Origin of the sequence: Staphylococcus durrellii (genome assembly GCF_015594545.1) — a bacterium.
Lineage (GTDB): Bacteria > Bacillota > Bacilli > Staphylococcales > Staphylococcaceae > Staphylococcus > Staphylococcus durrellii.
Map to the genome: position 1 here is coordinate 2,284,259 of NZ_JADIIO010000001.1, position 14,011 is coordinate 2,298,269.

Annotated in this window: 15 protein-coding genes and 1 riboswitch; of the genes, 10 read left to right on the top strand and 5 right to left on the bottom strand. The window is 32.7% G+C overall.

The window, feature by feature from the left end; genetic code table 11:
* Positions 1–22: 22 nt before the first annotated feature.
* A riboswitch (purine riboswitch) is annotated at positions 23–125 on the bottom strand.
* Positions 126–339: 214 nt separating this feature from the next.
* The 4 genes from ISP02_RS11035 to ISP02_RS11050 all read left to right on the top strand — a co-directional run bounded on the left by ISP02_RS11035 (position 340) and on the right by ISP02_RS11050 (position 4,434).
* Positions 340–774, top strand: coding sequence for a general stress protein (locus ISP02_RS11035; RefSeq protein ID WP_195721595.1), 435 nt, complete (start codon positions 340–342; stop codon positions 772–774).
* A gap of 145 nt (positions 775–919) precedes the next feature.
* The gene (locus ISP02_RS11040; RefSeq protein WP_195721596.1) at positions 920–1,603 is read left to right on the top strand and encodes a hypothetical protein; all 684 of its coding nucleotides are present in this window, start codon (positions 920–922) and stop codon (positions 1,601–1,603) included.
* 126 nt (positions 1,604–1,729) lie between these two features.
* Positions 1,730–2,764 (top strand): hypothetical protein, encoded by a 1,035-nt coding sequence (locus ISP02_RS11045; RefSeq protein ID WP_195721597.1) that lies wholly within the window; start codon positions 1,730–1,732, stop codon positions 2,762–2,764.
* A 284-nt stretch (positions 2,765–3,048) separates the two neighbouring features.
* Positions 3,049–4,434, top strand: coding sequence for an L-cystine transporter (locus ISP02_RS11050; protein ID WP_408020135.1), 1,386 nt, complete (start codon positions 3,049–3,051; stop codon positions 4,432–4,434).
* A 56-nt stretch (positions 4,435–4,490) separates the two neighbouring features.
* Here ISP02_RS11050 and ISP02_RS11055 read toward each other — a convergent pair whose 3' ends face one another.
* Together ISP02_RS11055 and nfsA are read right to left on the bottom strand one after the other, a co-directional pair.
* On the bottom strand, positions 4,491–5,078 hold the full coding sequence (locus ISP02_RS11055; protein ID WP_195721872.1) for a hypothetical protein: 588 nt from the start codon (positions 5,076–5,078) through the stop codon (positions 4,491–4,493).
* A gap of 78 nt (positions 5,079–5,156) precedes the next feature.
* On the bottom strand, positions 5,157–5,912 hold the full coding sequence (gene nfsA / locus ISP02_RS11060) for an oxygen-insensitive NADPH nitroreductase (RefSeq protein ID WP_195721598.1): 756 nt from the start codon (positions 5,910–5,912) through the stop codon (positions 5,157–5,159).
* 566 nt (positions 5,913–6,478) lie between these two features.
* Between nfsA and ahpC the strand changes: the two genes are divergently transcribed.
* The 6 genes from ahpC (at position 6,479) to ISP02_RS11090 (ending at position 11,435) form a co-directional block, all read left to right on the top strand.
* The gene (gene ahpC / locus ISP02_RS11065; protein ID WP_195721599.1) at positions 6,479–7,048 is read left to right on the top strand and encodes an alkyl hydroperoxide reductase subunit C; all 570 of its coding nucleotides are present in this window, start codon (positions 6,479–6,481) and stop codon (positions 7,046–7,048) included.
* A 17-nt stretch (positions 7,049–7,065) separates the two neighbouring features.
* Complete coding sequence (ahpF, locus tag ISP02_RS11070; RefSeq protein ID WP_195721600.1) at positions 7,066–8,592, top strand: alkyl hydroperoxide reductase subunit F; 1,527 nt, start codon at positions 7,066–7,068, stop codon at positions 8,590–8,592.
* A 633-nt stretch (positions 8,593–9,225) separates the two neighbouring features.
* A complete protein-coding gene (locus ISP02_RS11075; protein WP_195721601.1) occupies positions 9,226–9,852 on the top strand; it encodes an NDxxF motif lipoprotein in 627 nt (208 codons plus the stop codon).
* A gap of 226 nt (positions 9,853–10,078) precedes the next feature.
* The gene (locus ISP02_RS11080; protein WP_195721602.1) at positions 10,079–10,294 is read left to right on the top strand and encodes a hypothetical protein; all 216 of its coding nucleotides are present in this window, start codon (positions 10,079–10,081) and stop codon (positions 10,292–10,294) included.
* A gap of 127 nt (positions 10,295–10,421) precedes the next feature.
* A complete protein-coding gene (locus tag ISP02_RS11085; protein ID WP_195721603.1) occupies positions 10,422–10,781 on the top strand; it encodes a hypothetical protein in 360 nt (119 codons plus the stop codon).
* Between the two features lie 288 nt (positions 10,782–11,069).
* A complete protein-coding gene (locus ISP02_RS11090) occupies positions 11,070–11,435 on the top strand; it encodes a DUF4870 domain-containing protein (RefSeq protein ID WP_195721604.1) in 366 nt (121 codons plus the stop codon).
* A gap of 371 nt (positions 11,436–11,806) precedes the next feature.
* Here ISP02_RS11090 and araD read toward each other — a convergent pair whose 3' ends face one another.
* Genes araD through ISP02_RS11105 form a run of 3 tightly spaced genes read right to left on the bottom strand, consistent with a single transcriptional unit; the run spans position 11,807 to position 13,999 of the window.
* Positions 11,807–12,505 (bottom strand): L-ribulose-5-phosphate 4-epimerase AraD, encoded by a 699-nt coding sequence (araD, locus tag ISP02_RS11095; RefSeq protein WP_328806053.1) that lies wholly within the window; start codon positions 12,503–12,505, stop codon positions 11,807–11,809.
* The gene (locus tag ISP02_RS11100; RefSeq protein ID WP_195721605.1) at positions 12,498–13,361 is read right to left on the bottom strand and encodes an L-ribulose-5-phosphate 3-epimerase; all 864 of its coding nucleotides are present in this window, start codon (positions 13,359–13,361) and stop codon (positions 12,498–12,500) included. The genes araD and ISP02_RS11100 overlap by 8 nt, the downstream gene beginning before the upstream one ends.
* The gene (locus ISP02_RS11105; RefSeq protein ID WP_195721606.1) at positions 13,358–13,999 is read right to left on the bottom strand and encodes a 3-keto-L-gulonate-6-phosphate decarboxylase UlaD; all 642 of its coding nucleotides are present in this window, start codon (positions 13,997–13,999) and stop codon (positions 13,358–13,360) included. Before ISP02_RS11105 ends, ISP02_RS11100 begins: the two co-directional genes overlap by 4 nt.
* Between the last annotated feature and the right edge of the window lie 12 nt (positions 14,000–14,011).

A 14,011-nucleotide genomic window follows, 5' to 3' on the forward strand; every position in this document is an offset into this window, starting at 1 on the left:
ATGATTTATATATAGTTACTGTATGTATTGACTTGTTACTCATAGTCATGTCGTTTGCGGCAACATGGTAGAAACTTCTAAAGCCATATTCTTTAGATTATATGAGCTAGCTAAATTATTATACGATAATACCAAATTTTCATATTCCTTTCAATATACACTTTTGACAAAATGTATACCTATGGGCTATTTATTTCAAAATTGTAAGCGATTAATCACTCATTGTAATAACATTTTCAAGTTGTATATTTTCATCCTATAATTTAATTAAATCGTTTTACATTTAAAATAACTGGGTAAACAAGGATTAATCGATTATTGATAATTGGAGGTTAAACTATGGCTGAATTTAAAGTTTTAGAAAGCACAGATGCATTATATGATGCAATTAAACAAAAAAGGTCTGAAGGTTATTCTGATTACGAATTATCTGTAATAAGTAAGAAAAAACTTCATTTAGATGATTTACATGATTCAGAAATCAACTTAACGGCTACTACTGGGGGTATTAGTGATGTAGCAGCAAAGCTACTAACTGGTGAAGATACGGAAGCTGCAGTTTTAAATCATTACAACATGCCTGAGGATAAAATGGACCATTATAAAGATGAACTTCATGAAGGCAAATATATTTTAGTAACTTCAAAAGACGAGTCTACTCATAATGAAGTTGAAAATTGTAATGCAGCATATACAACTGATGGTAACAATGATAATGACAGTAAAATTGTTGGTAATCACTATTCAGAACAATCAGAAGGACCTAAATCTTAATCATATACACTAATTTAGAGTATTAGTATAATTACTAATACTCTTTTTTTTTAATTAATAAAACGTGCAACTAGCGTGTTAATTACGTCTAATCAATCTGTATGCTACAATTAGCACAAACAACATACAGTTTGGAGGTTTAAGGATGGAATTTAAAATAGTTGAAACCGTACAAGATCCCTTATTCGAAGAAGCTTTGAATTTATATGACGGTAAGTTAGATGTCTCTCTAAAAGAAGGAGAAACAATTTTCCGTCAGTCTCTAGAAAATAAATATACAAAAGATGATTATATCTTTCTTATTGGCCTTGAAAATAACAAAGTAGTTAGTATTGCTACTGCACATTATGAAGCAACAACAAATTCTGCATTTTTAATTTATTTGTTAGCTGAAAATAATGGTAATCGCGATGAAAGTATAAAGTTAACGCTAGAAGCAATAGAAAAAGAACTCAATAAATTATCTAATCAGTTACACGCGCATGATATTAATTTTATTATGCTTGAAGTAGACAAGGAATCAGAAGATGATGAAGCACAAAACAAAGAAAAAACCATTGTCCTTAATAAAAGACGTCGCTATTTATTAGAATACGGCTTTGAAAAGCAAGATGAAATTGATTATATAGCTCCTAGACAACCTATTAAAAATACATTTGAGGATCTCCCTATGGATCTATTCATTAAATCAAATATAGAGCTTACGAAAGACATCTACGGGGCAAGTATCAAATCCAATTACATATTAAAGTATGTATTCGCCAATAAAATTTCACGACACATCATCTATCCTATGTTAGAACAAATGGATTTGCGTAAACAGCCTTAAAAGTATGGCTACACTTGAAATCATTAATAAAACGGGGTAAAATAGCTTAGAAGTTAGACTGACGTTTCACTGACCGAAGACAAACGTCCCTATACATAAATTTATTATCAGAAAGGATTTATTTCTATGTTAACGAAAGAATTCGCCCAACGTGTAGAACTTAGTGAAAAACAAGTGCGTAAAATAGTTCAACATTTAGAAGAACGTGGTTATCAACTTAGTAAGACCGAGTATCGAGGCAGAGAAGCCACTGATTTTAAGGAAGAAGATATCGAGTTATTCCAAGACATCGCCGAAAAAGTTAGACAAACAAACAGCTATGATTTAGCTTTCGATGAATTAGAACAAGAAAAAGATTTCTTACAAGTATTAGTCAAAGACGATAATAGTAATTTACCTACTAATCAAAATGTGAACCAAATCGTAGAAGAACTACGTAGTGAGATCCAACAAATACGCGAAGAGCGTAATATGTTAGGACAAATGATTAGCCAAGTGCATAATCAACAAAATGAATTACGTGAATTGCAAAATCAAATTACTGCTAAGCTTGATACAAATACGGAAGCTTTAAAAACAATCCAATCCTCTACAGATGAAATAAAAACGACTCAAGCAGAAATTCACAAAGCTCAATCTGAACAAGCTTCGCTTATTCAATCTAGTGTGGCTAACGATACAGAGAGCTCTAATCAACCATCTAAAAATGCAGCTGATTATGCTACTGACGATAATACAACTGCAAATAATGTTAAAAAAGAAGAACAGCTTAATTCTGACGTTACTCTAGCCAACGATGCACAAAGTGAAGCAAAAGCTTCAGAAGAAGAACTGACTCAAGTTGATTATCAATCAACTGAAACCCAGCCTTCAACCGAAGAAACAACAGCTTCTAATAGTAATCAAAACGATAATACAGAAAGCTCTAAAACAAGTGAGCAAGAAATCACACAAGCTTCAGTATCAACATCTAATGATAACAGTCAAACAGAAGATACGACTCAAGCAAAAGACAGTTCTAATAGTAATATTTCGACAGAATCATCTTCTGAAGAATCAAACAGTGGCACTTCTGCTACAACTTCACAATCATCACCATTAACAAAAGAAGTACCTTCAACAGAGAAAAAAGGATTTTTCGCACGTTTATTCAATCTATAATTTTATTAACAAAGGCCAGACCATCTAATGATGGTCTGGCCTTTGTTAATAGTTTATCTTTTCATAACAGCAAAAGAGTTATTGGATGATATTAAAAAGTTAATTTTAAAGCATTTTTTTATTTACTTTGTTAGATATTAAACTATTGTAATTGTCAGAAAATATAATCTTTTCATATTATATATTTTTATTAAGCAACCCTCTTGAATATTTCACCAAACACTACTATCCTTATTAAATAACTCGGCTTAAAAAATATTATTATGAAAGCGTAGGTCCTGGCTATGTTACTTACTATATTAAACATTATTCTCTTTGTGGCCTTCATCATAGGTTTAAGCATAATGGCTAAAAAACACGTTTCATTCCCTAAACGTGTCTTTTCTGCGTTAGGCGTCGGTATCGTCTTCGGTATCGCGTTGCATTTAATTTATGGTGTGGATAGCAAAATAACTAAACAAACTACGGATTGGTTAAGCATCGCTGGAGACGGATATATTTCCCTCTTACAAATGATCGTTATTCCGTTAATATTTATCTCAATCGTTTCCGCCTTTACTAAAATTCAAATCGGAGAAAAATTTGCGAAAGTAGGCATGTGGATTTTCATCTTCTTGATTGGTACCGTTGGTATCTCTTCTATTATCGGTATCTTATCAGCTCTAGTATTCCAATTAGATGCTTCATCTATCGACTTGGGCGGTGCTGTAGGTTCTAAAGGAAGCGAAATAGCTAGCCAAGCAAAAGACATGAGTGCTAAAACGTTGCCACAACAAATCATTGAATTATTACCTAGTAATCCATTCTTAGATTTCACAGGTCAGCGTGCTACATCAACAATTGCTGTCGTTATTTTCGCAGCATTTATTGGTTTCGCCTTTTTAAGAGTGTTACGAAAACAACCTGAACAAGGTAACTTGCTTAAACGCGGTATCGATGCAGTTTACGCTTTAGTGATGGCCATCGTTACATTCGTTTTACGTTTAACTCCATATGGTATCTTAGCAATAATGACTAACACAATAGCTACTAGTGATTTTGCAGCAATCTGGACTCTTGGTAAATTCGTTATCGCTACTTATGTAGCTTTAATTGTAATGTACATTATTCACATGATTATTTTAATGATTTTAGGACTAAATCCATTAGCGTTTATTAAGAAAACTGGAGAAGTACTACTTTTTGCATTCACTTCACGTTCAAGTGCTGGTTCATTACCTTTAAACGTTCAAACTCAAAAAAATCGTTTAGGTGTGCCTGATGGCATCGCTAACTTCTCAGCTTCATTTGGACTTTCAATTGGGCAAAATGGCTGTGCTGGTATTTACCCAGCAATGTTAGCTGTTATGGTAGCACCAGTAGCACATGTCGAAATAAACTTACAATTCATCTTATCAATTATTGGTATCGTAATTATTAGTTCATTTGGTGTAGCTGGTGTAGGTGGTGGCGCAACATTCGCCTCCATATTAGTATTATCAACATTAAATCTACCTGTCGCTCTAGCTGGTGTTTTAATCTCAGTTGAACCACTTATAGATATGGGACGTACAGCATTAAACGTTAACGACTCTATGCTAGCAGGTGTAGGGACTGCAAAACTAACTCACAACTTAGATAAAGATGTTTATCATGAAGAATCATATAATGAGTTAACAGCTAATAGTTAATTCATTATGCAAAAAGAAGCTCAATAGCAAAAGCTATTGAGCTTCTTTTTATGTTATTAGTCATCAAATGGCTTAAATGGTCCCCATGTTATCTTTTGCTCACTATCCACGGCCAAAGACTTTATTTCAAGTGAAACATCATCAAACCATTTTAAGAAAGCAGCTTCTTTATCTAATTGAGCTTCCATTGATGCTTGTGAAATATCATGTAAGTACCAAGTTTTACTTTCAAATTCAAACTGTATTTGTGAATAAGCAATACGTGTTACATTAGCACGATCATATAGATTATTCACTTGTTTCACTACATTAACAGCTTGCGGTAATAAACTTTGATAAATCATCTTTTTTTGTTTAGGATTATCTAAATCATTCCACATTCTAATTTGACCATTCATTTGAAAAAAAATGTCCATGGTTGGGTTCTTTTCATCAAATGATATAAGTATAAAAATCCGTTCAGCCATATGATCAACAGAATTTGTAGCACTTACAATGACTTTGCTAGCTATTTTCGCCCAATAATCTTGTGCTTGAGAAGGGGTAAATACATTTTCTTTAGCATGTGGTTGTTGGCCATTACTATTTTCTTCCGGTGTAGAATCACGATTGTCATAATTATTTTTAAATAATTTATCGAACATGCTCAATGTAATCAACCCCTTCCTAATAATTAACTTTTAATAGTCCCTACTACAAATAAAATGACATATTCAACACAGCTAACGTTTTAAGAAACCTGATTTATTTAATTCATCTAACATATCTAATCTTTGTTTGCTACCTAAAGCACGAGCAATTTGATCTGACCAAGTCTCCGAGCGTTCGCCATCAGTACGCTTATTGTAATAATCGCTAACTGTTTTATCGTAGCTTGCTAAAACATTGCGTTGCGCTTCCTCATCGCTATTATATTGATTTTCATGAAAAACATGCTCAAAAGGTAAACGTGGTTTAGGTGCGCCATTTTCATCATCAGCAGGTTCACCTACTGCCATTCCAAATAGAGGGAAAGTATGTTCAGGTAAATTAAGAACCTCTTTTACACGATGCACATCATTACGTAATGAACCTAAATATACAATGCCATACCCCATATCTTCGGCAGCTACAGCCATATTTTGCGCTACTAAAGTTGCATCAATAGTTCCTACGAGTAACCCCTCGGTTGAACCGATAGAAACATCCATATCAGTTTTTTTCTCTTCTGCAATGAGTGAATGTCTATAAAAATCCATGACAAATACGAAAAGATATCCATTATCAGCAACGTAAGGCTGCCCAGAAACCTCTTTCAAATCATTTTTCACTTGGGGATCATTGACCCCTATTATGGAGTAAGTCTGTAAATAACTAGAAGATGAAGCGCTTTGTCCAGCTTCAACTAATCGTTTTACAACGTCGTCAGAAAGTGGATTGTTTTTAAACTTTCTAACGGAATGGTGTTTTTTCATTAAATCGTAAACATAATTTGTCACGGTAAAACCTCTTTCCAATGTGTTTGTTGTTTAAGAATATCAAAAATAAACACTGTATACTTACTTATTGCTTACCCGATTTTCGATAGTTTTAAAGCTATAAAATTAAATTTCTTCATGATTTAAAGTGATAAAGAATTAGACAATGATAAATTCAATCTAATTATTGTATTATTAATTATTTTCAAGCAAATTGTGTAAGCGATGTCATTCAAGCTACTGTTACGTTTTGGCGATTCTATCACCTGATATATCATCCTATAATTTTAAAAATAATTTAATTAGTTGAGAATAAAAACACCTAATTGATATTAGGAAAATGTAAAATTATCTTATTCTTGAACTATAATAATCAATGATTTATACTTAAAACAAGTTAATACAAAACCTTTACCAATCTGCATTTGTTATTATTTAAGAAACCAAACATGATTGTTGACGAAATGAAAATTAAATGCAATAATAGGTCTCAAAGATTAGAATTATTATAATTAAACAATTAGAACAATCTATTACAAAATTCTAATCTTAAGATTATCAACTTACAACATAGGAGGATATTTTTTATGTCTTTAATAAATAAAGAAATTTTACCATTCACAGCAAATGCTTATGATCCAAAGAAAGATGAGTTCTTCGAAATCTCAGATGAAAACTTAAAAGGTTCATGGAGTGTTGTTTGCTTCTATCCAGCAGACTTTTCATTCGTATGTCCAACTGAATTAGAAGATTTACAAGGTCAATATGACAAATTACAAGAACTAGGTGTCAATGTATATTCAGTATCAACTGATACTCATTTCGTACACAAAGCTTGGCACGATCATTCTGAAGCTATCAACAAAATCCAATATCAAATGATTGGTGACCCTTCTCAAACTATTACTCGTAACTTCGATGTATTAGATGAAGAGTTAGGTCTTGCTCAACGTGGTACTTTCATCGTTGACCCTGATGGTGTTGTTCAAGCAGCAGAAGTTAACGCTGATGGAATTGGCCGTGACGCAAGCACTTTAGTACACAAAATCAAAGCAGCACAATACGTACGTCAACATCCAGGCGAAGTTTGCCCAGCAAAATGGGAAGAAGGTTCAGAAACATTACAACCTGGTCTTGACTTAGTAGGTAAAATCTAAGGAGGCATTGATGTCAAATGCTTAATGATGAGTTGAAAACACAACTTAAGCAATTACTTCAATTAATGGAAGGTGACGTGGAATTAAGAGCAAGCCTTGGTTCTGATGATAAATCTAAAGAGTTACAAGAACTCTTAGATGAAGTGTCTGCCATGTCATCTAACATTAGTGTAGAAGAATCTGACCTAAAGCGTACGCCTAGCTTTACAGTCAATCGTCCAGGTGAAGATACTGGCGTTACTTTTGCAGGTTTACCAATGGGTCACGAGTTTAACTCACTTGTTCTAGCTTTATTACAAGTTAGTGGTCGCCCACCAAAAGAAGAACAAGCTGTTATAGATCAAATCAAAGCACTAGACCGTCCACTACATTTTGAAACTTATATTAGTTTAACTTGTCAAAAATGCCCTGACGTAGTCCAAGCTTTAAATTTAATGAGTTTATTAAATCCAAATATCACTCATACAATGATTGACGGAGCTATTTTTAAAGAAGAATCCGAAAATATTATGGCGGTACCTGCTATTTTCCTTAATGGAGAAGAATTTGGTAATGGTCGCATGACTGTCCAAGATATTTTAACTAGTTTAGGTAGTCAAGCTGATCCATCTGAATTTAATGACAAATCACCTTACGATGTACTTATTATTGGCGGTGGACCAGCAAGTGGTACATCTGCTATATATACTGCTCGTAAAGGCTTACGCACAGGTATCGTTGCAGACCGTATCGGAGGCCAAGTTAATGATACTGCTGCAATTGAGAACTTTGTGACAGTTAAAGAAACTGATGGACCAAAATTCTCATCTGCTTTAGAAGATCATATTAAACAATATGATGATATCGATATAATGACAGGCGTTCGCGCTAGTGGCATCGAAAAAACAGATGACGACATCGTTATTACTTTAGATAACGATGCGCAATTACACAGTAAAACTGTAATTATTGCTACTGGTGCACGTTGGCGTAAACTACAAGTTCCTGGTGAAGATGAGCTTATCAACAAAGGTGTGGCATTCTGTCCTCACTGTGATGGTCCATTATTCGAAGGTAAAGACGTTGCAGTTGTTGGCGGAGGTAACTCAGGCGTTGAGGCTGCCATTGATTTAGCAGGAATCGTTAAACATGTAACTTTATTAGAAAGAAATACAGAGTTAAAAGCTGACGATGTATTACAACAACGATTAAACTCTCTATCAAACGTAACAGTTATTAAACAAGCTCAAACTACCGAAGTTATTGGTGAAGATTCAGTAACCGGTTTAAAATATAATGATATTAGTACAAATGAAGAGCATACCATTGAATTAGACGGTATTTTCGTTCAAATTGGCTTATTACCTAACACTGAATGGTTAGATGAATATGTCGAGTTGAATGAAGCTAAAGAAATTACGATTGACCGTAAAAATGCGACAAGTGTTCCTGGAGTTTTTGCTGCAGGTGACGTAACAGACGACCGTAATAAGCAAATTATTATTTCAATGGGTGCAGGCGCTAATGCTGCTTTAAATGCTTTTGATTATATTATTCGTCACTAAACTTGAATCAAATATTATGTAGTTTAAAGAGGAGTCTAAGTTGACTCCTCTTTTTTTATGCTATACTATATAATTTACTTTAATGCGATTGGATGACCTTTTATGCTATTACTTATCGTGTCAATTATACATGTATATTTCTCCAAAATGATAACTATAAAACACACAAATGATTCGCAAAAGTTACCCATGCTCTATCAAACTAAACGTGCTATGTTAAGCGTCAATCATTGGGAAGTCGCTCAACTTACATATAAGAGACTTAATCGTACTATTTTCAAAAGATATACCTTACTCGCCCTCCCACTCACTTTCATTGATCTTTTCTTGATTATTTCGCATAGGAATGGCACCTTATTAATTGTAGAAGCATTATTATATGTAGTCACCTTAATTGTTATATATATAGTAATTGAACATAGATTGAAAGGCTTATCCTAATGTTTAATATGCGTAAAATATATTTGACTAAACATGTATGAAAATTAAATTGTATGATTTTGTTCATTAGATTGTGCGTTTCTTTTATAAAATGTCATTTGAATGCACTTTTAAAAATGATACTCTATAGTATGTATATAAATAACACTTCAATTGATGATTAATTCTTTACAAAGGAGATTACTACACTAAATGAAAAAGCGTATATTATTATCGCTCATTATGATATTAGCCGTCGTCCTGGCTGCTTGTTCAAACAACGAGGACGAGGATCATGATGATAACCAACATAACGAGAAACATGCACCTAAAAATGTAAAAGTACTTACCGAAAAAGATATTTTCCATTCTAATAAAAGTGGAGAAAATATTAGTGAAAAAGAAATGAATCAAGCTATCAAAAAATATCTCGATGTAAACTCTGTAATACTTGATAACAAATATTTAATGCAATACAAATTAGATAGACAATCAAATTCAGATACAAAAATTACGGATAAACAGTCAAAACGCCTTTCTGACTTATCACGTAATGCAATCAAAAATGATGTTAGATTTAAAAAATTCGTTAAAAATAACAATCTTCCAAAAGGCTATAAACCTAATGTCGATCGCATCATTAAATATTTTACATCATTAAACAGCACGATTAAGAATGTTGATGAGGATATTGAACAACTTGATTATCAACCTCAAAATGAATTGAATGTAGTAGATGTTTCTACAAAATACGCCGGCGAAGTAAATGGTAAACAACAAGCCAAAATCAAGAAGTTTTTAAAGTCAAAAGGAATTAGCACTAAGGCTATCAATAAATAACTTTCTTAACGTATTTTACATTACAAAGTGATGACATCTTTTATCGCTATTATATCAATGACTTTGCTTTATAATTGTCACCCTTTCAAAACTTTATATCAAACTTTCGTAATAAACCTTACATAATTGTAAGGTTTTTTATTGTTATTTAACTTTAGTGCACTGTGGCCATTTGTTAAAATTATCTTGAATTCGAAAACAAAGTATTTAAACTTAGGAGGCGCAAATGGTTTTAACAACCTTAATTGGAGCAATCGCTGCAGTCTTTATAGCCTATAATTTAGTTGATAAGCAAGAAAGAAATGGCAAAGTATCTTACAAACAAATTGTACTTAGTATCACTTGCGTTGTTATTGCAGTCATGGTTGGTAGTTTTTTAGACAACTTGGACGTATTTTATCAAGGATTTCAACATAGTATTACAGCAGTAGATGATTACTAATCCAGACATTGTATATTTAATGTCTGGATTATTTTTATATTTACTAAATTTTTTGAATGTATTTTGACTCTATTATAGTTATATGTCACAATATATTTAATTTATCAAACATTGGGGTGTAAGATCTATGAAATATCGTTTGACCACGCTATTGTTAGCAGTGATTTTTATTACGCTAGCAACTATTACCATTGCCTATAATAATCCAACTGGAGGAAACGCTATAAACTTCGAACGGCCAACTGAAATTGGTATATCATTAGGATTTTCGTTCTGTATTTTTTTACCAGCTTTAATATTAGGTGTATTTAAGTATAAAGCAACTCGTATCATTTCAACTGTATGGCAAATACTTTTTGCTGTACCTGCTTTATTCCTTACATTAATCGTTATTTTCACTACTCCTATACCACTTCTTGTAGTCGTATTAATTTTAACTACAATGGTAATTATTGCTAGTGCTATAACTACGTTGTGTACAGAATAATAATTTTATAGCGCCTAAGCTACTATCGTTAATTTAAACAAATATAAATTAAGCACAATAAATGACGTGCTATTTTCAAAGTTTTGTTTGTGGTGAGGGAAGATGAAAGTTAAATGACTTATTTAGCTTTCGTCTTCCCTCACCATTTTTATTACCATTCAAATTGAATTGTTTTGCCGTATCTACTTGCATAAAATCGCAGTACTGTAACTAACAATGTTGTTATATTACATTTTCAACCTATATAACTCATCCTCTATTTGTTACACTTTTTGTGAGGTGAAATAAATGGATTACAAAACATCCCAAGCAAACGTACAAAGTGGTAAAGTGCTTTCAGCATTATGTTATTTCAGTATATTTTTTGCGCCATTAATATTACCTATTATTGTATGGATATTATCTGATAAACCAACATCATCACATGCGGCAAAATCGTTGGTTTACCACATCATTACCTATCTATGTCCATTAATATTATTAGTTAGTGCGAGTCTTGGTGCAATGGCATTATCATCCCAATCAAATTGGGGATCAGTTTTTATGATTATAATAGCTATAATACTCGCGGTTATTACTATTTGGTATACAATTAAAAACATATATCGTGGAGTGATGGTCTTAATATCAGATGAAAGTTATTTCAGACCATAAAGCGAACACAATTGGAATAAAGATTGTTATTTTATAAGCGTTAGTTAAACAAACGTTGCCATGCATAGATAGTTAGTTAGCTGTAAATCCACTTAGGCAGTAAAAATGAGGTTGAGATGTGTTATATCTCAACCTCATTTTATTTATTCTTCATGTTGTTTTCTTTTAAACAATTTACAACAACTTATTTACGGGAGCTACGGACTCTCCTATGCACACTCGATACGCTTAGCAAATCCTTTTTGTAAATTGCTATACTCCATAGTCTTCTACATTTTTACTAAAATCCTCAGTTATACCATAAAAATTTTATTTAGAGATATGATTATTTATTGGATTAGCTATCATATCATTTTATATTGCATTATTAACTATTGTCCGTAATATGCATTTTTGCCATGTTTTCTATAATAATGTTTATCTAATAAAAATTGATCTATTGGCGGAATATTTTGTTGTGCCAGTAATTCTGTTTTAAGTGCCATTTCTGCAACTTCTTCCAAAACAATAGTATGTTCTATGGCTTGTTTTACAGAAGTGCCAAAGATAAATGGTCCGTGATTTTTTGTATTAATTGCAGGTATTGCATCAGGAGTAATGTTTTGAGATTGATACGTTTCTACTATGACTTTGCCTGTATTAAGTTCGTAATTTTGTTCAACCTCTTGTTGTGTTAAGTTTCTAGCACAAGGTATAGGACCATAAAATGTATCTGCGTGTGTGGTGCCGTAAGGTTGGATAGCCTTTCCTGCCTGCGCAAAAACTACTGCATGCAATGAGTGCGTATGAACAATACTATTTACTTTTGGAAAATGTTTATATAAATATACGTGCGTAGATAAATCCGAGGATGGCTTAAGCTGGTCCTGATACACGTTACCATCTAAATCTGTAATTACCATATCTACAGGAGACAATTTTTTATAAGGTATACCACTTGGTTTAATACAGATCACTTTTTTAACACGATCAATCATACTAACATTACCCCAAGTCAATTTCACTAATTGGTTTTTTGGTAATTGCATATTGCCTTCATAAACGAGTCTTTGTATTAGTGCATTATCCACTATAAACACCACTTTTCATGATTGCTTCCTCAATAAATGATTTGGCAGATAATATTGCTTCCTTTGGCTCTTCTAAATTTTCTGACCACATTTCTATTAAGAATGGACCATTATATTTTAAATGATGTAATGATTGAAACACACCAATAAAATCAACATTACTTTCTCCAAAATCCACATTTTTAAACTTACCAGCGAAATCAGATGTAACGGGCAAAGTATCTTTTAAATGTATTGCTACGGTATCAGCGATACCTTTTTCCAATTCTTTAGCTACATTATTTTCAGGCCAGGCTGAAAGATTTCCAACATCTGGATACACTTTTAAATATGGGTGATTAGAGACAGCTTGCTTGATCTCACAATATTTCGTAATACTATTCAAAAAGGTATCATCCATTATTTCTAGGGCTAAAATGACTTGTTTCTTTGCAGCATAATCAAGAGCTGAGATTAATCCGTCTTTAAAATATTGAGCAGTTAATTGTGATTTCGCTTCATAATATACATCATAACCAGCTAATTGAATAACGCGTACTCCTAATTTCTGAGCCAAATCAATCGCTTGATACATCACTTCCAAAGATTTATTTCTTATATTTTTATTAAGAGACCCTAATGGATATCTTCTATGTCCACTTAAGCATATGCTTTGTATATATATATCTTCAGACAACTGTGTTTCATTAATTTGTCGAATTATGTCATTTCCCCATGACAATCTGGAAAGACGCTCATCTGATTCATCAATAGACATTTCTACAAATTTAAATTCTAATTGTTTAGCGTACTTTAACTTCTCTTCAATCGATAAGGATATAGGCATAGCTTTTTCATAAATACCTAAATAATTCATGATTCAAAATTCCTTTTAATTTCCTCTTTAAATGCACGTGCTGCATAAGCAGGATTTTCAACTTCTCTTAGATTACGTCCCGCTATAAATGCAAATATATCTAAATCTTTAAACAACTTAACTGTTTCTAGTTCTAAACCACCTGTAACCGAAACTTTAAAACCTATATCAATAAGGCGCTTAATTTTATTTAAGTCTTCGTCAGACCAGCGCTTACCTGCTAAAAGCGCATCACGACTTTGATGGTAAACAACTTGTTTTATATCGTTATCGTACCATTGTTGTGCTTGTTCAAAAGTCCAATCGCCATACAATTCAACCTGAACATCATCCATAACCTTCCTTGCAGCAACCATTGTTTCTATCGTGGCACAACAAATCACAGTCATCCAATTCGCACCAGCATCTTTACAATTCTGTGCCACAGTTTTTCCGGCATCAGCACATTTAGTATCTGCTAATATTATTTTATCTGGATACAAGGCTCTAATTTTTTCTATGGCACTTTTGCCCTCTTGTAAACACAATATTGTACCTACTTCTAATATGTCTACTTCATTTCCTAATGAATTTAATGTTTTAATTGCACTCTCATTTGTTTGATTATCTAAAGCGATTTGTAGTAAAGGTGTTGCCATAATATTTCCTCC

Excerpts from the sequence above, each read along its gene's own strand:
- ISP02_RS11035 (WP_195721595.1), top strand. The coding sequence starts at position 340 with ATGGCTGAATTTAAAGTTTTAGAAAGCACAGATGCATTATATGATGCA.
- ISP02_RS11040 (WP_195721596.1), top strand. The coding sequence starts at position 920 with ATGGAATTTAAAATAGTTGAAACCGTACAAGATCCCTTATTCGAAGAA.
- ISP02_RS11045 (WP_195721597.1), top strand. The coding sequence starts at position 1,730 with ATGTTAACGAAAGAATTCGCCCAACGTGTAGAACTTAGTGAAAAACAA.
- ISP02_RS11050 (WP_408020135.1), top strand. The coding sequence starts at position 3,049 with ATGTTACTTACTATATTAAACATTATTCTCTTTGTGGCCTTCATCATA.
- ISP02_RS11055 (WP_195721872.1), bottom strand. The coding sequence starts at position 5,078 with ATGTTCGATAAATTATTTAAAAATAATTATGACAATCGTGATTCTACA.
- ahpC (WP_195721599.1), top strand. The coding sequence starts at position 6,479 with ATGTCTTTAATAAATAAAGAAATTTTACCATTCACAGCAAATGCTTAT.
- ahpF (WP_195721600.1), top strand. The coding sequence starts at position 7,066 with ATGCTTAATGATGAGTTGAAAACACAACTTAAGCAATTACTTCAATTA.
- ISP02_RS11075 (WP_195721601.1), top strand. The coding sequence starts at position 9,226 with ATGAAAAAGCGTATATTATTATCGCTCATTATGATATTAGCCGTCGTC.
- ISP02_RS11080 (WP_195721602.1), top strand. The coding sequence starts at position 10,079 with ATGGTTTTAACAACCTTAATTGGAGCAATCGCTGCAGTCTTTATAGCC.
- ISP02_RS11085 (WP_195721603.1), top strand. The coding sequence starts at position 10,422 with ATGAAATATCGTTTGACCACGCTATTGTTAGCAGTGATTTTTATTACG.
- ISP02_RS11090 (WP_195721604.1), top strand. The coding sequence starts at position 11,070 with ATGGATTACAAAACATCCCAAGCAAACGTACAAAGTGGTAAAGTGCTT.
- ISP02_RS11100 (WP_195721605.1), bottom strand. The coding sequence starts at position 13,361 with ATGAATTATTTAGGTATTTATGAAAAAGCTATGCCTATATCCTTATCG.
- ISP02_RS11105 (WP_195721606.1), bottom strand. The coding sequence starts at position 13,999 with ATGGCAACACCTTTACTACAAATCGCTTTAGATAATCAAACAAATGAG.